Origin of the sequence: Pseudobutyrivibrio ruminis AD2017 (genome assembly GCF_000424305.1) — a bacterium.
Classification (GTDB): Bacteria; Bacillota; Clostridia; order Lachnospirales; family Lachnospiraceae; genus Pseudobutyrivibrio; species Pseudobutyrivibrio ruminis_B.
This window is the reverse complement of the sequence record NZ_KE384162.1, coordinates 573,409-591,357: the sequence shown is the minus strand read 5'-3', so window position 1 is coordinate 591,357 and position 17,949 is coordinate 573,409. Positions and strand designations below refer to the sequence as shown.

Below are 17,949 nucleotides of genomic sequence, written 5' to 3'. Positions count from 1 at the left end.
ATCTATATGTGAAATAATTATAAAACTTTTATAGCTATAAAATGTCCGATAGTATAGGGACTGGGGCTGAGACGGGATAGAAAATTTCAGCAAATTAATGCTCAAAATAAAAGTATTGCGAATATTTGTTTTTGAGTTGACATTCTTCCAATCCAATGCTATATTATACGAGTCGCTTGAAGCGGTACACAAATCGCGAAAAGCTCTGGGATCTTAGCTCAGCTGGGAGAGCATCTGCCTTACAAGCAGGGGGTCACAGGTTCGAGCCCTGTAGGTCCCATTTTAAAACTGAATATTTTCGACATATGGCGAGATAGCTCAGTTGGCTAGAGCACGCGGTTCATACCCGCGGTGTCGAGGGTTCGAATCCCCCTCTCGCTACTAAAAATAAAAGCTAGACCAAATGGTCTAGCTTTTATTTTTATTCAGCTCGATGTGAATTCAACTCAATCAAACCGTGGGGTTCCCGCGATGTCGAGGGGCGAGCGTGGTCCAGTGGACCACACGGTCGCGAGCCGACCGAGCCGGCGGGCGAGAATCGAATCCCCCTTAGTTGGCGGTCCTGTCACAAGAGTAACGTGAAATGTGGGTTTGTGGGGAAGCTTGTGACAGAAAATGGTGGTTAGAGTCAGGATTCTGTCACAAGGGTAATGGAAAATGTGGGTTTGCAGGAGATGCTGTGACAGAAAATGGTGGTTAGAGTCAGGATTCTGTCACAAGAGCAACGTAAAATGCGGGTTTGTAGGAGGTGTTGTGATAGAAAGGGCAGATTTGAGCCAGGATTCTGTCACAAGAGTAACATGAAATGTGGGTTTGTGAGGAAGCTTGTGACAGAAAGGGAGGAAATCTGATTACTCAGGAGCATATGTAGACTGTCATTGTGTAAATGATGTAAGCATGTACATGATAATATTAATCTTGAGTTTACTAAAGTAGATAAAGGTGATTACTTCGAGTATACAATTGTTAGCCCATATAGCTTTAAGAAAGATGGATCAGAGGATACATATACTGCAAGAGTATATAAGACTCCTAGTAAGTCATCAGAGACTATTTCATTTAGTTCAGCTAATACAGCGGGTACTTTATCAGCTAGTGCAGTAGGAACTAACACAGTATATCCAGAAGGCTCTAGATCAAAAGAGACTTGGAAAGATTCTAGTTGTGCGATAGCAATGATTACCCATGATAATTTAATATATCCAGGTGCTAAGACAATTACTCTTCATTATTCATATGAAAGAGATTTAGCATATCTTTCAATGACACTATATTCACCTACCGGTGAGATATTGGCTACAAATAGTTCGACAGGTAATACAATATATCTATACGGTCTAGGCGATTCACAACTTAACGGTTGTTATTTGAAAGTTAGTGCAAAAGCACAAACTCATAATGTATTAGACAATTACGGTTGGACAATGGGATGGGAACCTGCCGATGCAGTTTCTAGAATATCTGTAAGTGGCATAACCGTAGGATATTAATTAAATATTAATAAAAAAGATAGCTATGGGTAATCCGTAACTATCTTTTTTGTATAAAAATAATCCCTACTGAATTTAATCAGTAGGGATAATATATTTTATATCAGAGAAAAGATATTAATTACCATAAAGAACTGAAAGAACTACATCATCAATATATGGTGCAGATGGCGCTGAACTAGCTGCTGGAGCACTAGATGAAGAACCTGAGCTAGAACTAGATGAACCTGAACTAGAAGATGAACCAGATGATACTGTACCAGGGATTGCAAATCCTCTTTCATCAAATCCAGCAATAGGCCCTGTAGGCATCTTAATGGCTTCACCATTTTCATCATACCACTCTGGATGATTAGCTACCCAAGCGATATATTCAGGATCACCAGCATCTGCAAGATCTTTATTTACAGCGGCGTCAAGATAACCATTTCTGAAAGAAAATTCTGCTCTATAACCACCATTACCAGTTGGTACATATGTTACATACTGATTAGTATTACCTTTAGCGATTGTTTCTCCAAGTGCAGCTGTATCACCATTTGCATTAATCTTTACAATGTCTCCATACCAAAGTGAAGCCTGTGGAGCCTGACTAGAGTATGTTGAAGCAAATGAGATAGCAGTAACACCCTTAGCTTCAAATGTAGCAGCACCCTTACTTGCAATCTGTGCCTGAGTGTTAATATCAAGCTTAGCCATCTGCTCATTACATGCAATTCTATTTTCCTTAGCACAAAATGCAAGATAATGCTCTACATAAGCTTCAAGGTTATCACCATAAGCTGCAGCAATATCTGAGTTTGCAAGTGCATAAATAGAAGCATTGAATGTAGCTGAAGCATCTCTACCTTCATAGATACCATTATTTACATAGTGATTTAAAAGTACAGCTGGATCAGATCCAAGTACCGCAACTACATCTGGATAAGCCTCAGCGTAATACTTGGCATCAAATACTTTTGCAATAACTGAAGCATTAAGATTCTGCTTAACTGTCTGTGTCTGAGCTGTAGATGGTGCCTCTGCAGCGTGTGCTACAAGTCCAGTAGAAGACATCATACCAACCATACCAACGAGTGTCATCATTTTTACCAAACTATTTTTCATGATATTTCATTCCTCCGAAAAAAGAGTTCATTAATTACAGCGTTATAATAACACCATTTAAAAAAATAACAACACCTTTTATAACGGCACATTTTTTTTGATTCCTAGCATGTTAAGAGCAAGCTCGGCATCGGAAAATGAGAAAGGATTATTTCTTGATTCGAAGGTAAGTATAAGGTTCTCACCAGGGATAATGTGGTTGGCCTGGTACGTCTGAAGCTTTGAAAATGCTTTCTTGGCATAATCATTATTGTCCATCATTCCTAAATGTTCCCAGTAAATAATATCGCCTGTGACAGGATGCTTTAATGTGAAATCAGGGTAGAACTTGATTCCATTCAAAATGAGTTCGCATTCATATCTGTAAGGAATAGTATTGCTTGATAGTGCCATATCAATAAAAACTTCTGATTTTGAGCGCACTAAATTACCTGAAGGGCATTGAAAGGTCAATTGCTCAGGGTTCTTCGGATTGGAATTATATGATGATTGCCAATTAATTAGATCATCAGTGGGAATTTTGTTAAAGTAGGGTCTTAACAGATAGCTATATCCTTTATCTAGCAATAATTCTTGAAGCTCAGAATGTGCAGCTTTAAAAGCTTTAGTGGAATCATTGTTGATAACATCAATCTGGGCAAGTAATAATGCTTTCCTAAGTTCAAGATATTTTTTCCTAGCAAGCTTTGTTGCAAAAGAATAATCTTTTTTGGAAATATATTGTCTAGTGGTGTTATTTAAATAAAACCATCTATGCCATTTTCCATTTGGATAAACTAATAGATTACCTTTGGGGAGAGATAAAATCTCCTTTTCGATTTTATCTAATTCTTGATATAGATTTTTTAGATTATAATTCATTAAATTTTTATGTATGGAATAAAAAACGACTCAATAAAGATTTCATTAAAATACCATAGTAATGAACAATAGTCAAGATAAAGTTATATATTGACGTCGAGAATGAAATATACATTAAAAATATAACAATGCAAGGGGGGGAATTCCATATTACAGTAGGTTATTTTAGAATCAATGAAATCCTGTCACAGAGATAACGAAAAATGTGGGTTTGTGAAGAGGTTTGTGACAGAAAATAACCAGAATCAGTGATATTCTGTCACAGGTGTAACGGAAAAAGTGGGTTTGTGAGAAAGTTTGTGACAGAAATCAGGCGGAATCAATGAAATTCTGTCACAGAGATAACGAAAAATGTGGGTTTGTGAAGAGGTTTGTGACAGAAAAAAGCCAGAATCAGTGAAATCCTGTCACAAGGGTAATGGAAAATGTGGGTTTGTGGGGATACTTGTGACAGAATCCCACCAGAAACAATGGCAGCATTTGTCACTGTGATACTATTGTGACAATCCAAATGTTATCTTGATACATGTTAAGAGGAGTTAAGCGAAAGCTATTGGCAATGGAGGAGAAAAACATGTATCAAAAAGGTTTAAAAGTGTTTAGAACATTATCTGCATTATCTCTTAGTGCAATCATTATTTTGTTGTCGGTTCCTATGGAATCAAATGCTGAAGAAACAGTTGTTTATTCTGCAGATGCATCAGATTTCGTGTTGTTAAGTGATGCTGTACCTGATGCAATTTTAGAAATCCGTTATTATTCTACTTATAATTTTATAGGAGATAGAATAGATGGCTATGAGGAGCCAGTGGCGCTACTTACAAAAGAAGCTGCTACAGCTTTAAAGGCAGCCAGTGATGAACTTGTAGCAAAGGGCTATAGATTAAAGATTTATGATGCCTATAGACCTCAGATGGCAGTAACAAATTTTGTAGACTGGGCGCAGAATCCTAAGGATACAAGAATGAAACAGTATTTTTATCCAGAGCTTCAGAAGAATGTATTGTTTCCACAGGGATATATTGCTGAGCATTCTGGCCATAGCCGTGGAAGCACTGTAGATCTTACTTTGTTTGATATGCGAACAGAAAAGGAAGTTGATATGGGTGGAACCTTCGATTATTTTGGAGAGCTTAGTCATCCTGATTACACTGGTATCACTAAAGAACAGTATGCAAACCGTATGCTTTTAAGAGATGTTATGCTACGTCATGGCTTTAATCCATTGGCAGAAGAGTGGTGGCATTTTACTCTTGCGGATGAGCCATATACTAATACATACTTCACATTTCCTGTTAGCACATCTTCTGTAAAAGAAAAATTATAAAAAAAATTGTGAAAAAAGCCTATAGATAAGCCTTTTCTTTTATAATTACAGTATCGAGGTATGTGTGTAATAATCTACAGCATGTATTGGAGGGAAAAGAATGAATAAAAAGAAAGGGACAATAGCACAGGCGCTAAATGGTTTTTCGTCATTTACTATCAAGCTGTTTCAAGGAACAACTTTGATAATGGCAATATTCCTGGCCGTGATTTTTGTTAATATTTATAGCTTTTACAATGTTCAATTTGTAACTGAAACCTACCAGATGGAAATCAGAAAGGATGTGCAGACAATTAATAAGCGTTTGCTTCTTGCTGTTGCATCTAATGATCCTGAGGTTACAGCTGCGCAGAAGGAGGATTTGGAGGGAAGATTTCCTAAGATAGAGGGATATTTTTCTACTATTTCCAAGAACCTTAATAACGATACTTTAGGTGCTCAGCTTACAACTAATTGGAAGGCCTTTGAGGATGCTTCCTTTGAGATGTTGGCTTTAGTAGAAAATGGAGATTCTGAGAGCGCTTTAGAATATTATAATTCTACACTTAATGATGTATCAGAGACATTAGCAGATTCCTTGGATGAAACTGGTACACTTGCAGAAAAAGCTGCAACTGGTAAATATAGAACAATTCTTGTTATTATAGGCGCTGCAGTTGTTGTTTTAATAGTAGGACTTATTGTAATCATAACAATTAATAAGAAAACGAGCAAAGCCCTCATTAAAGAAATAGAAGAGGATTTGGACGTTCTTGCAAAGGCTACAGAAGAGATCGCTAAGGGCAATGTTCATGTAGACATTGATTATGATGCTGATAACGAAATTGGAAGAGTTGCAAATCAGCTTAGAACAGCAGTTGAATCGCTGATTTATTACATCGATGAGATTGGAAACAAGATGTCTACCATGGCACAGGGCAATTTCGATATTGCCTTTGATAGAGATTTTGATGGAGATTTCAAGGATATCCAGAATGCAATAGAATCATTTTCACAGCAGATATCTGATTCTATGACGGAGATTATGGAAGTATCTGATATGGTATCAAATGGTGCTAACCAGATTGCTGGTGCAGGACAAAACCTTGCAGATACAGTTACATCTCAGGCAAATATCGTTGACGATTTGTCAGTTACAGTAAATAGAATTACAGATCAGATTTCTAACAGCTCTACAGATGCCACAACTATTTCAAAAGAGGTTGAGGTGGTTGCAGAAAATATTGTAGAAGGCAATAAGAGGATGCAGGATGTTGTAAATGCTATGGATGCCATTTCATCATCTTCTCAGGAGATTTCAAAGATTATTGATACAATCAATGAAATCGCAGATGAAACTAACCTGTTGTCACTGAATGCTTCTATTGAGGCAGCAAGAGCTGGTGAGGCAGGAAAGGGCTTCGCAGTTGTTGCAGGAGAGGTTTCAAAGCTGGCAGGACAGACAGTGGAGGCAGCTCAGGATACAGCAGAGCTTATTAACGCTTCCCTAAGAAACGTAGAAATTGGTATTTCTATAGCAAATGATACAGCCACAAAGCTTAATGACATGGTTGACCAGGTTCAGGGAATTGCTGTCAAGGTTAAATCCATTGCTGAGGCATCTAATACCCAAGCTGAATCAGTTAAGGAAATGTCAAATAATATTGGTGAGATTTCTTCTGTTGGACAGAATAATGCAGCTACATCAGAGGAGTCACTTGCACTAAGCTACGAGATGAACGAGCATGCTGATTCACTGAAGGGATTAGTTGAAAAGTTTAATCTTAAAAGATAAATAATGTATATCTATTAGAGGGCCAAATAAAACGGCCCTCTTTTTTTCATAAATTTTTCTAATTTTTATTTCTGAATATTACATAAAAGTTACGATAATGTTGCGAAATACTCAAAATGTTGATAGAATGAATTTATGGGGAAATCATTACATGAAAAGGGAGAAAATGTAAATGAAAAAACAAAAAAGAATTTTGGCAAAGGCCTTGGCATTTGCGCTTTCTGTTAGCGCTGTAAGCGCTTGTGTATCAACAGATGCTAAGGCTGCAAATGACACTGCACGCATTGATGATGGCTGGTATTATATCAAGGGCGTACAGTCACAGAAGTATTTGTCTGTTGAGGGAAACAGAGCTGGAGGATGGACTAATGTTTGTATCAATTCCGGCACAGGAGAAGAAGGACAGAAGTGGTACGTTAGCAACACTAATGATGGCTATATTAATCTTAAGTCTGGCTTGGGAGAATATATGCTGGACGTAGCTAATGGGGCAGATTCTGACAATGCTAACATTGGTATTTACCAGGGCTATGGCGGAGATGCACAGAAGTTTGTTGTTAAGACCACAAACACAAATGGTATTTATACTATTGGAACAAAGGTTTCAAGTTTACAACGTTTTTTGGATGTAAGTGCCAGAAAAACAGATGATGGCACAAATGTTGCCCAGTATAGATTCAATGGTAATACAAATCAGCAGTGGCAGTTTGAAAGTGTAAGTGGACAGACAGGTCAGCAGACACCTTCAACTAATCCTTCTGGAAATGCTGGTTCTACAGCAACTACAAAGGGCGTTGATTTGACATATACAATCAATAACTGGGGCTCAGGCTATCAGATTAGCTACAAGGTAACAAACAATTCTGGAAGCAAGGTTAATGGCTGGACAATCAAGCTTAATAAGAACCAGGTAAATATTGGTTCTAGCTGGAATGTAAATGTTACAACAAGTGGCAACTATTATGTAATCACTCCTGTAGAGTGGAACAAGACAATTGAAAATGGTTCTAGCGTTGAATTTGGTTCACAGGGCGCAGGCTCTATTGGTAACAAGATCGATTATTCGATTGAGGCTTCTACAGCAGGTGGTCAGGCACCAGCTCCACAGCCACAACCACAGCCACAACCACAACCTCAACCACAACCAACACCACAGCCAAGCAATCCACACTATAATCCTACTGCTACAAAGTTTAGCAATAGCATACCTAAAAAGTATTCTACAGTAAGATATGGTGAAGGCTCTGGAACTATTAAGAACATAACCTATACAGCACACGATTATGAGAATAATGGCAGAACATATACAAAGAGAGCAAATGTATATTTACCTGCAAACTATGATCCTAACAAGAAGTATTGTGTATTATATCTTCTTCATGGAATTGGTGGAAATGAAAATGAGTGGGGCATGTACAACAATTCATCAACTGTAAAGGCTATCATGGATAATCTTGCATACTATGGTGATATTGATTCGTTTATCGTTGTAACACCAAATGGAAAGGCATCAGCAAGCGGTTCTACAAATTCATTCTATGCTTTTGGAAAAGAGCTTAGAAACGATTTGATTCCTTACATTGATTCTCACTACAGCACATACGCTGACAGAGATCACAGAGCATGCGCTGGTCTTTCAATGGGTGGTATGCAGACTATTAATATTGGTATTGGTGAGTGCGTTGATTTGTTTAGCTATTACGGCGCATTCTCAGCAGCACCAACTAGCAATAGCGCTTCAAAGACAGCATCTCTTTTAAGAAACAATAAATATCCAATTCACTATTTCTACAATATCTGCGGATTACAGGATGGTATAGCATATCCTAGCGCATCTGCAGCAGCAAAGAATCTTCCAGCTGTATGCAATCAGTTTGTAGATGGACAGAACTTTAAGTGGCAGGAATTAAATGGAGTTCATGACTTCAATATTTGGTTCCTTGGTTTCTATAACTTCGCACAGATAGCATTCAAATAGTAAATAATGACGATTTCCCCGAAAATCAGACCTGAGCTTAGGCTTAGGTCTTTTTTTAACATTTTTATCATAAAGTGGTGCTAGAATTATTGCATCTTAAAAAACGAGGAGGTTGTAGTTAAATGGGTAATAAAAAGTCTGCTTTCGAAGTGTATTTATCAGCTGTATTTAAATGGGGCATAATAGCTTTGACAGGTGCATGTATGTTTGCTACGTGTATGTTTATTACTGAAAAATTGATTGGTTTTTACAAAGATATGTCCTGGGTAGCTGTAATTTGCTTCGCTATTATGGATATTTGTTTTTTATTTATAGGTATGTTTATCTTAAAGATGTCATTTGATGAGGATGGGTATCTAATAGATGGCAAATTACCGTTAGGAAAAGTTTATTGTTCTTTAGTCCTTATTATTCAGTGGACATATATTGTATTCATGTGCCCTACAAGAAATTTCTGGGGCTTTTTGGCATTCTTTTTAACCTTGATTGGATTTTTCTTAGATATTAAACAGTTATTAATTACAGGTATAGTTTGCATTGTTACATTAATAAGTGGTTGGATTGTTCGTGGAAGTGCTTTATTACCTGCTAAAGATGAACTGTATGTTACAGATATTATAATGTGCATCGTTGGTCTGACAATTTCATTGGCTGGCATATCATTATTTGTATTCTTTGTTTCATATTTCCTTGTTAATGCAAAAAAGGATGAGTTGGAAGAAAACAATAGAAGAGTTGTGGGAGTAATGGATGCAGTAAAAATTATATCCGAAAAGATGGTCACAGCTGGTTCAGCACTTTTGGATATTGCTTCTAATGAAAGCGCTTCAGCTGAAGAATTGTCTGCTACAAGTGACGATTTGGTAGAAAGTAGTAATCTTCTTGGAACTAAGGCAGATGAAAGTATGAACAATCTCTCTGAATTAAGTGATTGTGAGAACATAGTCGAGGAAAACGTTGGAAAAGTTGAAATAACCTCAGATAATCTACTTATTAAATCTAATGAAAATGAGAAATCTCTCAATGATTTGCAGGGAATAAATACAGAAGTATCAGATTCAATGGCAACAACAACGGATGTGGCTGAAAGATTATCAGTTGCTGTTGAAGAAATTGGTACAACATTAGAATTGATTCAGGGGATATCTTCTTCAATCAGTCTTTTAGCATTGAATGCATCTATTGAAGCTGCAAGAGCTGGTGAAGCAGGAAAGGGCTTTGCTGTTGTTGCTACAGAAGTTGGTAAACTAGCAGAAAGTACATCGAGCTCATTAAATGATGTAGGAGCTGTAATAGACAGGGTACAACTGAATGTAAAAGAGATTACAACTCAGGTAGATAATAATGCATCAAAGCTTGAAGAGCAAAATGAACAGTTCAAGAAGGTATTTGATGATATTAGAGATATGAGCGGTATGTTGAGAGAGTCTGTGGATGCTGTAAATGAAATGAATACAGCAATTAAACGACAGGCTGATATCATCAGACAAACAGTTGATATAAATCAAAATATCGCTGAAAGTATTCGAGATGAAAATGAACAATTTATATCAATCAGAGCGATGGCAGAAAGTAATGCAAAAAATACTGAAGAGGTTGCCGTACAAGCTAAAACAATAAACGAAATGGTGGATGAAATAAATCGACTGTTAAATAGTTAGAAGCTTTGGTTCATCAGATCGCAGTCTATTAATTAGACTGCGATTTTTTATTAAATCTAGTATAATGATTAGGAAGCTAAATTTAGGAGGCAATATGAAAAAGAAATTAGTATCTATTTTATTAATATTATCGGTAGGAAGCGTATGCCTGGCATGTGGCTTGGAGCAGGCCACAGACAACGGACCAAAGTCTCTTTTGGGAGGTTCTAAGGACGTAGAAGAAACTACAGGCGATGAAGAAAACAATGATGATGTAAAAATAGAGGTAGTGGAAGGCTATAGCTACTCCGATGAATACAAGGCAGCTTTTGAAGCAGATGACAGAGCAGGTACCAATTATAAAAAGTCAGGGGATGCTGAGATTTCAGAATTTGAAAGCTGGCAGGAAGCATATAAGTCTTTGATTGAAGACTGCGAAAATGACGAAATGGAGCATAGCTATTCCCTTATTTATGTAGATGATGATAATGTGCCGGAGCTTGTTTATACAACTATGAACAATCAGCTTGCAATTGCTACATTTACAAATCCTACAGTGAATATTTTCTCGAGTCAGATAGAGAATATTAAATATATCAAAGGAAAGAATAGCCTTATCGCCCACGAAAACATTGTGGCAGATTCTACAATAAATGATTATGTGGTAGCTATAAAGGATGGCTTCTTTATCCAGCTTGCTTATGGTTCTAGCAGACCTTTAGATGTTTGGGCAGAGGATAGCTTTGATGAAAATGGTGACCCAATCATTTCTTACTGGGAAGTTAATGAACAAGAGCTTTCAAGCCAGGAAGAATATGATGAGACAATTAATAAGTATATTGATACAAAGCTTGTTGTTGATGGCTTCGAAAATGGTGGAGAATCAGCAGATGATATCATTGCAAAGATAGATTCAATGGAGTAGACATGCTTAAAGACAAGGACATAAGAGAGCCTTTGTTTGATTATCTTGAGTGTGAATATGGAAAAACCAGGATAATCGAAGAAAAGATGATGGGAAGCTCAAGGGCTGATGTAATTATGGTGATTACAGGCGCCCTTGTGGGAATCGAGATTAAATCTGATGCTGATACATACACACGTCTTGAAAGTCAGATAAAGGATTACGACAAATATTTCGATTACAATATAGTAGTGGTTGGAAGCAGCCATGCTAACCATGTGGGAGAGCATATCCCTGAGCATTGGGGAATAATCACTGTAGATGAAGTGGAAAACCAGTGTGATTTTTATTTTCTAAGAAGGCCTGAGCTTAACAAAAAGATGAGGTTAAACCGAAAGCTGGAGCTTTTATGGCGCCCAGAGCTGGCAGCCCTTCAGGAAATGTATAATATGCCAAAGTACAATGGAAGAAGTAAGGCATTTGTAAGAAAGACATTAATCGAATGGACGAAGCTTCCACTTACCAAGGCTGAAATTACACGAATTAAAAGGGCAGCAAAGGCTGAAGGTAAGGAACCAATCATACCTGAAACAAGAATTAATGTAACAGATTTAAATAAACAAATAAGTGAGCTATTATTCGAAAGGGATTATGAAAAATTACTTGAGGAAATTGCAGCTTATAGAAAAGAACATACGCCAAGAAGGCGAGGTCCTAAGAAGTCCACCAGAGTGCGACGTATTAGGCGTATGGCTAAAATTAACAAATAATATATTAAGAAGTATCTGATTTTTTATAATTAGATACTTTTTTTATAAATTTATTGTGTTATAATGTATAAAAATACATCACAAGAGGATAAATATACATGAGAAAGAAATTATTATCATTTATGATCCTTGCTGCAGCTGTAATGATGGTGGGCTGTGGAAGCAAGGCTAATGAAACCAAACAGATTAAATCAGTTGATGATTTAGCCGGTGCAAAAATCGGTGTACAGCTCGGTACAGTTGGAGATTTATATGCATCTGAAAACGAAGGAGATGAGGCAGGCACTACTGTTGATAGATACAACAAGATTGCTGATGCAATCCAGGCTCTTAAGCAGGGTAAGGTAGATTGTGTTATCGTTGACGAACAGCCAGCTCTTGCAAGCACAGCTAACGAACCAACACTTACTATTTTGGATGAGCCATTTACTATGGAGGAATATGCAATCTGCATTGCAAAGGATAACACTGAGCTTTTAGATGAAGTTAACACAGCTTTAGCAGAGCTTAAGGAAGAGGGCGTTGTAGATCAAATCACTGCTAACTATATCGGTGATGAGACAAAGGGAACATGTCCTTATGTTACTCCTGAGGGTACTACATATGACAATGGTACACTTGTAGTTGCTACAAATGCCGCTTTCCCTCCATATGAATATTATGAAAATGGTGAGGTTGTTGGTATCGATATGGAGCTTATCAAAGCAATAGGTGACAAGCTCGGACGTAAGGTGGAAATTGAGGATATCGAATTTGACAGTATCATCAATGCGGTATCATCTCACAAGGCGGATGTGGGTATTGCTGGTATGACCATGACAGAGGAAAGACTTAAGTCTATTAATTTCTCAGACTCTTATGTAACTACCAAGCAGGCAATCATCGTAAAGGATGATTCTCTTTCAGGAGATAGCCTTGGCTTTGTTGCGAACCTTAAGAGAAATTTTGTTGATGATAGCAGATATACTTTCTTGTTAAAAGGTTTATTAAATACTCTTATCATTGCACTTTGCGCCGTACTTGCTGGTATGATTATAGGCTTTTTAGTTGCAATAGTTCGTGTTACCTATGACAAGACTGGCGGATTTAAGATTTTAAATGCAATCTGCAAGCTTTATCTTACAATCATCCGTGGAACACCTATTATGATTCAGCTTTTGATTATCTACTATGTAGTATTTAAGACAGTTAATGTTCCAAAGCTTTTAGTAGCTATTATTGCATTTGCTATTAACTCAGGTGCTTATGTTGCTGAAATTATGCGTGGCGGTATTATGTCAGTTGATGATGGACAGATGGAGGCAGGACGAAGCCTTGGACTTAACTATAAGCAGACAATGACAATCATCATTTTGCCACAGGCAATCAAGACAGTTTTGCCATCACTTGCTAACGAGTTTATTTCTCTTATTAAGGAAACTTCAATCTGCGGATATATCGGTCTTATGGATTTAACCAGAGGTGGAGATATCATTAGAAGTATTACTTACGAGGCATTTATGCCACTTATTGCAGTTGCAATTATCTATCTTGCAATTGTACAGGTATTAAATGCATTTGTATCAAAACTGGAAATGAAGCTTAGAAAGAACGAGAGATAAAGGAGCAAATATGTCTGAAGTATTAATTAAAGTAGAAAATCTTTCAAAGGCATACGGCGATAATGTGATTTTGAAAGATGTAAATATGCAAATTGAAAAGGGAGAGGTTATTGCCATAATTGGACCATCAGGTTGTGGCAAATCTACTTTCATCAGAACATTAAATCAGCTTGAGAAGCTTACAGCTGGTGCAATATATTTGGATGGCGAAGATATTACAAAAAAAGGCGTAGATATTGATGATGTTCGTCGTAGAGTTGGAATGGTATTTCAGCATTTTAATCTGTTCCCACATCTTACAATCAAGAAGAACCTTACACTTGCGCCAGTTAAGTTAGGACTTATGAGCCAAGAGGAAGCAAATGTAAAGGCAATGGAATTGCTTGAAAGAGTTGGCCTTGCAGATAAGGCAACAGCTTATCCTGATAGCCTTTCAGGTGGACAGAAGCAGCGTATAGCCATTGCACGTACACTTGCCATGAATCCAGAGGTTATTCTTTTTGACGAGCCAACAAGTGCTCTTGATCCTGAAATGGTAAAGGAAGTTCTTTCACTTATGAAGGAGCTTGCAGATGATGGAATGACAATGGTTGTTGTTACTCATGAAATGGGATTTGCTAAGGAAGTGGCAGATAGAGTACTTTTCTTTGATGAGCAGGGAATTAAGGAACAGGGAAGCCCTAAGGATATTTTTGAAAACCCTAAGAGCCAAAGACTTCAGGACTTCTTATCAAAGGTACTTTAGTTTTTTCGATAAAAGGCTATAATAGTATTGTTTACAAAAATATATAGGAGCAATACTATAATGGAATCAACACTTAGACGTACATGGGCTGAAATAAATCTAGATGCGATAGCTCATAATTATAAAGTAATCAGACAGAAAATCGGAAGCGATGTTAAGTTTCTTGGAGTAGTAAAGGCAGATGCTTATGGACATGGTAGTATCCAGGTAGGTCGTCTTTTGCAGGAGCTTGGAGCAGATTATCTTGCAGTTAGTAGTGCAGATGAAGCATTAGAGCTTCGTTCAAACGGAATAACAATGCCTATTCTTATTTTAGGACATACACCAAAGGAGCAGGTGGCACGCTTGATTGAATATGATATTACACAGGCTATAACCTGCAAGGCAAAGGCAGACGAATACAGCGCTGAAGCTGTTAAATGTGGTGGCACACTTAAGGTTCACATAAAAGTAGATACAGGTATGTCTCGACTGGGCTATCTTTGCGATAATACTTATTTTGATAATGGTGTAGAAGGAATAGCAGAAGCATGTAATATGCCAGGCTTAGATGCAGAGGGAATCTTCACTCATTTTGCTGTTGCAGATGAATTTGGCGAAGACAATGATGAATATACAAAGCATCAGTTTGAGCTTTTCACAAGTGTAATTAAAGCTGTTGAGGATAAGATTGGTCACAAGTTTAAAATTAGACATTGTGCAAATACAGGTGCTACAGCTCGTTTTCCAGAGACATATCTTGATATGGTTCGTCCAGGTCTTCTTTTATATGGCTATGGAGATTTTGCTCGTCAGATGGATCTTCGTCCAGCTATGACATTGAAGACTACAGTCAGCACTATCAAGATTTACCCTGAAGGAACAGCAATCAGCTATGGTAGAACCTTTGTTACAGACAAGACAACAAGAATCGGTGTCTTACCTTATGGTTATGCAGATGGATTCCTTAGAAGCCTTTCTAACAACTGTTCATTAATCACAAAGGAAGGCCCAGCAAAGCTTCGCGGTAAGATTTGCATGGATATGTGTATGATTGATATTACAGATATGCCTACTGTAGATGTTGGAAGTGAAGTAGAAATCTTCGGTGAGAATAATTCTGTAGATGACCTTGCTGAAAAAGCGGGCACAATACCTTATGAGCTTACATGTGCAGTTAGCAAGAGAGTACCTAGGGTATATTATAGAAATGGTGAAGAAATAGAGCGTGAGTTAATGCTTAGATTTTAAAAGAAAAGCAGGAGAGTCCTTTAAAAGGTCTCTTCTGCTTCTTTTTTATCTGATTTAATTCGGTAAATACCAATAAGACTTGTGACAAGTGAGAAACAATCAAATCCAAAAACAATCCAGTTCTGAAGGAAGAAATCGTATGTTCCAAAGCAGATGATACTGCCGATGCAACCAAGCTTAATAACGATATCCTTTTTAGAACTAAGTGATAAAGTAATAAATGTTGCAGCCATAAATGGAAGCCAGTCAATCCAGCGATTCTGAGTAGTGATAAAAGTAAATACACCCTGGAAGCCGATGAAGAAAATCTGAAGTGGTAATGTAAGATTCCACTTGAGGCAGATAAGGTTTCTAAGAAGGCTGACCATATTACCAACTACTGCAGCGATGCCACCTAAGCAGGCGTATGAAATGGAAAATAAAACAAACTGAAGGTTCTGAGCCCAAAGGATTGTCTTTTTATGCTTAAGGTAACCTATGATAACCATAAGTATGCAAGCCAATAATGAAAAAATTCTTCCGATTAAAACTAAATTCATAATATATCTCCTATAAAGTTAAAAATGTATTTAATTATAATAAAGCATGATTGTGATTATTTAAAGTTCTAAATATAAAACAGACGATTTACCTCTTTAAATTGCTAAAGAGATAGGATAGAATATAGTACAAATAATAAAAGGAGTCGTGTTATGGGTAAAGTATTTAAATTCGATAAAGACGTAGATACAGATCAAATCATCGCTTCTCAGTATCTACTATTTCCAACAATAGATGAAATGAAAACACATACATTTGAATCTCTAAATGGGGAATTTGCAAGCAAAGTAAAGCCAGGGGATTTCGTAGTGGCAGATGAGAACTTTGGCTGTGGTTCATCAAGAGAACAGGCTCCTAGCGTGCTAAAGGCACTTGGAGTAAAGGCAGTTGTTGCAAAATCCTTTGCAAGAATCTTCTACAGAAACGCCATTAACATAGGTATGCCAGTAATTGTTAGTAAGGAATTATATGATGTAGTTAAAGAAGGCGACGAGATGGAGCTAGACTTAGAAAACGGAACCATCACAACAGGCGGCGCCACCTATTCCTGCACCAAGCTCCCAGCCAAAATGCAGGAAATATTGGATCAGGGCGGTTTAATCGCCTCGTTAAACAAGTAAGAATATTTAGAAGAGCATAGTAGTAAACAAAAATTATATTTCAAAAGGGAAACATGTTAGTTGACCGTTGAAATATAATGTTTGTTTACGTAACTATGCGGACTAAAAGGAGAAAGAATTATGGGAATGACTATGGCTGAAAAGATTATCGCAGCAGCCGCAGGTGTAAAAAGCTGTAAAGCTGGAGATATTGAAACAGTTACCTTAGATAGATTAATGTCAAATGATGGTACAACTCATTTGACTATAGATATGTATAACAATTTGAAAAATCCAAAGATTGCAGATGTAAATAAGCTGGTGTGGATTATTGATCATAATATCCCAGCAGATAGTCCTAAGACTGCAGCAAGCCATAAAAAGATGCGTGATTTTGCAAGAGAGCATGGCATTACATTTTATGAGGGGGAGGGCGTCTGCCATCAGGTCATGATGGAAAAGCATGTACGTCCAGGAGAGCTTATATTTGGTGCAGATTCTCACACATGTGCTTATGGAGCACTTGGAGCATTTGGAACAGGTGTAGGCTGTACGGATTATCTGTATGCAATGGTTACAGGAACATCATGGTTGCTAGTGCCTGAAACAATCAGAATTAATCTTCATGGTAAGCTAAGAAAAGGTGTTTATGCCAGAGATTTGATTCTTACAATAATTGGTCGTATTTCTGCAAACGGAGCCAACTATAAGGCAATGGAATTTGTGGGAGACGGCATGGCTAGCCTTTCTATGGCAGATAGAATTTCTATCTGTAATCTGTGCGTAGAAGCTGGTGCAAAGACAGCTCTTATGGAAGTGGATGATGTGGCCTTAGATTATTTAAAGGACCATGGCAGAGAGCCTAAGGCAATCTTTAAATCAGATGAGGATGCTGTTTTTGCTCAGGTAATCGATATTGATTTAGATGAAATAGAGCCTATTGTTGCAAAGCCTCATTTTGTAGATAACGTAGTGCCTGTTAAAGAATGCGAAGGCACAAAGATTGACGAAGCATTTCTTGGTAGCTGTAACAACGGACGTATTGAAGATTTACGTGTGGGTGCAGCCATTATAAAAGGAAAGCATGTTGCAGATAAGGTGAGATTTCTTGTGGTTCCAGCCAGCAGAGAAGTATATAAGCAGGCGCTAACGGAAGGCCTTTTAGATATATTTATGGAAGCTGGTGCAATGGTAATGAATCCTAATTGCTCAGTATGCTGGGGAGCTTGCCAAGGTGTTATCGGAGAAGGAGAGACCCTTATTTCCACCGGCACTCGCAACTTCAAGGGCCGCGCCGGCCACAAAGATTCCTTCGTCTACCTTGCCAGCGCCGCCACCGTTACAGCATCTGCTATAAAAGGCTACATCACATCGGAGGTATAG

The 17,949-nt window shown here is 37.6% G+C and carries 16 protein-coding genes and 2 tRNA genes; 15 read left to right on the top strand and 3 right to left on the bottom strand.

Annotation, left to right across the window (positions count from 1 at the left end; all coding sequences use genetic code 11):
- Positions 1–207 precede the first annotated feature (207 nt).
- The 3 genes from G611_RS0112985 (at position 208) to G611_RS0112970 (ending at position 1,490) form a co-directional block, all read left to right on the top strand.
- Positions 208–280: transfer RNA gene (locus tag G611_RS0112985), tRNA-Val, on the top strand.
- Positions 281–307: 27 nt separating this feature from the next.
- A tRNA-Met gene (locus G611_RS0112980) sits at positions 308–381 on the top strand.
- A 794-nt stretch (positions 382–1,175) separates the two neighbouring features.
- Positions 1,176–1,490, top strand: a complete 315-nt coding sequence (locus G611_RS0112970) for a hypothetical protein (protein WP_028243993.1) — start codon at positions 1,176–1,178, stop codon at positions 1,488–1,490.
- 117 nt (positions 1,491–1,607) lie between these two features.
- On the opposite strand, the gene G611_RS15525 is transcribed toward G611_RS0112970, so the two are convergent.
- Both G611_RS15525 and G611_RS15520 read right to left on the bottom strand, forming a co-directional pair.
- Entirely contained in the window at positions 1,608–2,597 is a 990-nt protein-coding gene (locus tag G611_RS15525) for a hypothetical protein (RefSeq protein WP_051195262.1), read from the bottom strand.
- Positions 2,598–2,675: 78 nt separating this feature from the next.
- The gene (locus tag G611_RS15520) at positions 2,676–3,458 is read right to left on the bottom strand and encodes a hypothetical protein (RefSeq protein WP_028243992.1); all 783 of its coding nucleotides are present in this window, start codon (positions 3,456–3,458) and stop codon (positions 2,676–2,678) included.
- Between the two features lie 626 nt (positions 3,459–4,084).
- Here G611_RS15520 and G611_RS16085 point away from each other — a divergent pair.
- From G611_RS16085 to alr, 10 genes are all read left to right on the top strand, one after another.
- Complete coding sequence (locus G611_RS16085; protein ID WP_420329229.1) at positions 4,085–4,177, top strand: hypothetical protein; 93 nt, start codon at positions 4,085–4,087, stop codon at positions 4,175–4,177.
- Positions 4,168–4,785 (top strand): M15 family metallopeptidase, encoded by a 618-nt coding sequence (locus G611_RS0112955; protein WP_420329230.1) that lies wholly within the window; start codon positions 4,168–4,170, stop codon positions 4,783–4,785. Before G611_RS16085 ends, G611_RS0112955 begins: the two co-directional genes overlap by 10 nt.
- A gap of 100 nt (positions 4,786–4,885) precedes the next feature.
- Positions 4,886–6,559 (top strand): methyl-accepting chemotaxis protein, encoded by a 1,674-nt coding sequence (locus tag G611_RS14945; RefSeq protein WP_051195261.1) that lies wholly within the window; start codon positions 4,886–4,888, stop codon positions 6,557–6,559.
- A gap of 172 nt (positions 6,560–6,731) precedes the next feature.
- Positions 6,732–8,537, top strand: coding sequence for an RICIN domain-containing protein (locus G611_RS15515; RefSeq protein ID WP_028243990.1), 1,806 nt, complete (start codon positions 6,732–6,734; stop codon positions 8,535–8,537).
- Positions 8,538–8,659: 122 nt separating this feature from the next.
- Positions 8,660–10,198 (top strand): methyl-accepting chemotaxis protein, encoded by a 1,539-nt coding sequence (locus G611_RS0112940; RefSeq protein WP_028243989.1) that lies wholly within the window; start codon positions 8,660–8,662, stop codon positions 10,196–10,198.
- 94 nt (positions 10,199–10,292) lie between these two features.
- Positions 10,293–11,102, top strand: a complete 810-nt coding sequence (locus G611_RS0112935; RefSeq protein ID WP_028243988.1) for a hypothetical protein — start codon at positions 10,293–10,295, stop codon at positions 11,100–11,102.
- Between the two features lie 2 nt (positions 11,103–11,104).
- Positions 11,105–11,851, top strand: coding sequence for a sce7726 family protein (locus tag G611_RS0112930; RefSeq protein ID WP_028243987.1), 747 nt, complete (start codon positions 11,105–11,107; stop codon positions 11,849–11,851).
- A 98-nt stretch (positions 11,852–11,949) separates the two neighbouring features.
- A complete protein-coding gene (locus G611_RS0112925; protein ID WP_028243986.1) occupies positions 11,950–13,452 on the top strand; it encodes an ABC transporter substrate-binding protein/permease in 1,503 nt (500 codons plus the stop codon).
- Between the two features lie 10 nt (positions 13,453–13,462).
- Positions 13,463–14,197, top strand: a complete 735-nt coding sequence (locus G611_RS0112920; RefSeq protein WP_028243985.1) for an amino acid ABC transporter ATP-binding protein — start codon at positions 13,463–13,465, stop codon at positions 14,195–14,197.
- 60 nt (positions 14,198–14,257) lie between these two features.
- A complete protein-coding gene (gene alr / locus G611_RS0112915; RefSeq protein ID WP_028243984.1) occupies positions 14,258–15,427 on the top strand; it encodes an alanine racemase in 1,170 nt (389 codons plus the stop codon).
- A gap of 20 nt (positions 15,428–15,447) precedes the next feature.
- Here alr and G611_RS0112910 read toward each other — a convergent pair whose 3' ends face one another.
- On the bottom strand, positions 15,448–15,966 hold the full coding sequence (locus tag G611_RS0112910; RefSeq protein ID WP_028243983.1) for a YgjV family protein: 519 nt from the start codon (positions 15,964–15,966) through the stop codon (positions 15,448–15,450).
- A 153-nt stretch (positions 15,967–16,119) separates the two neighbouring features.
- On the opposite strand from G611_RS0112910, the gene G611_RS0112905 reads away from it, so the two are divergent.
- Together G611_RS0112905 and G611_RS0112900 are read left to right on the top strand one after the other, a co-directional pair.
- A complete protein-coding gene (locus G611_RS0112905; protein ID WP_028243982.1) occupies positions 16,120–16,587 on the top strand; it encodes a 3-isopropylmalate dehydratase small subunit in 468 nt (155 codons plus the stop codon).
- Between the two features lie 120 nt (positions 16,588–16,707).
- A complete protein-coding gene (locus tag G611_RS0112900) occupies positions 16,708–17,949 on the top strand; it encodes a 3-isopropylmalate dehydratase large subunit (protein WP_028243981.1) in 1,242 nt (413 codons plus the stop codon).

Excerpts from the sequence above, each read along its gene's own strand:
- G611_RS0112970 (WP_028243993.1), top strand. The coding sequence starts at position 1,176 with ATGATTACCCATGATAATTTAATATATCCAGGTGCTAAGACAATTACT.
- G611_RS15525 (WP_051195262.1), bottom strand. The coding sequence starts at position 2,597 with ATGAAAAATAGTTTGGTAAAAATGATGACACTCGTTGGTATGGTTGGT.
- G611_RS15520 (WP_028243992.1), bottom strand. The coding sequence starts at position 3,458 with ATGAATTATAATCTAAAAAATCTATATCAAGAATTAGATAAAATCGAA.
- G611_RS14945 (WP_051195261.1), top strand. The coding sequence starts at position 4,886 with ATGAATAAAAAGAAAGGGACAATAGCACAGGCGCTAAATGGTTTTTCG.
- G611_RS15515 (WP_028243990.1), top strand. The coding sequence starts at position 6,732 with ATGAAAAAACAAAAAAGAATTTTGGCAAAGGCCTTGGCATTTGCGCTT.
- G611_RS0112940 (WP_028243989.1), top strand. The coding sequence starts at position 8,660 with ATGGGTAATAAAAAGTCTGCTTTCGAAGTGTATTTATCAGCTGTATTT.
- G611_RS0112935 (WP_028243988.1), top strand. The coding sequence starts at position 10,293 with ATGAAAAAGAAATTAGTATCTATTTTATTAATATTATCGGTAGGAAGC.
- G611_RS0112930 (WP_028243987.1), top strand. The coding sequence starts at position 11,105 with ATGCTTAAAGACAAGGACATAAGAGAGCCTTTGTTTGATTATCTTGAG.
- G611_RS0112925 (WP_028243986.1), top strand. The coding sequence starts at position 11,950 with ATGAGAAAGAAATTATTATCATTTATGATCCTTGCTGCAGCTGTAATG.
- G611_RS0112920 (WP_028243985.1), top strand. The coding sequence starts at position 13,463 with ATGTCTGAAGTATTAATTAAAGTAGAAAATCTTTCAAAGGCATACGGC.
- alr (WP_028243984.1), top strand. The coding sequence starts at position 14,258 with ATGGAATCAACACTTAGACGTACATGGGCTGAAATAAATCTAGATGCG.
- G611_RS0112910 (WP_028243983.1), bottom strand. The coding sequence starts at position 15,966 with ATGAATTTAGTTTTAATCGGAAGAATTTTTTCATTATTGGCTTGCATA.
- G611_RS0112905 (WP_028243982.1), top strand. The coding sequence starts at position 16,120 with ATGGGTAAAGTATTTAAATTCGATAAAGACGTAGATACAGATCAAATC.
- G611_RS0112900 (WP_028243981.1), top strand. The coding sequence starts at position 16,708 with ATGGGAATGACTATGGCTGAAAAGATTATCGCAGCAGCCGCAGGTGTA.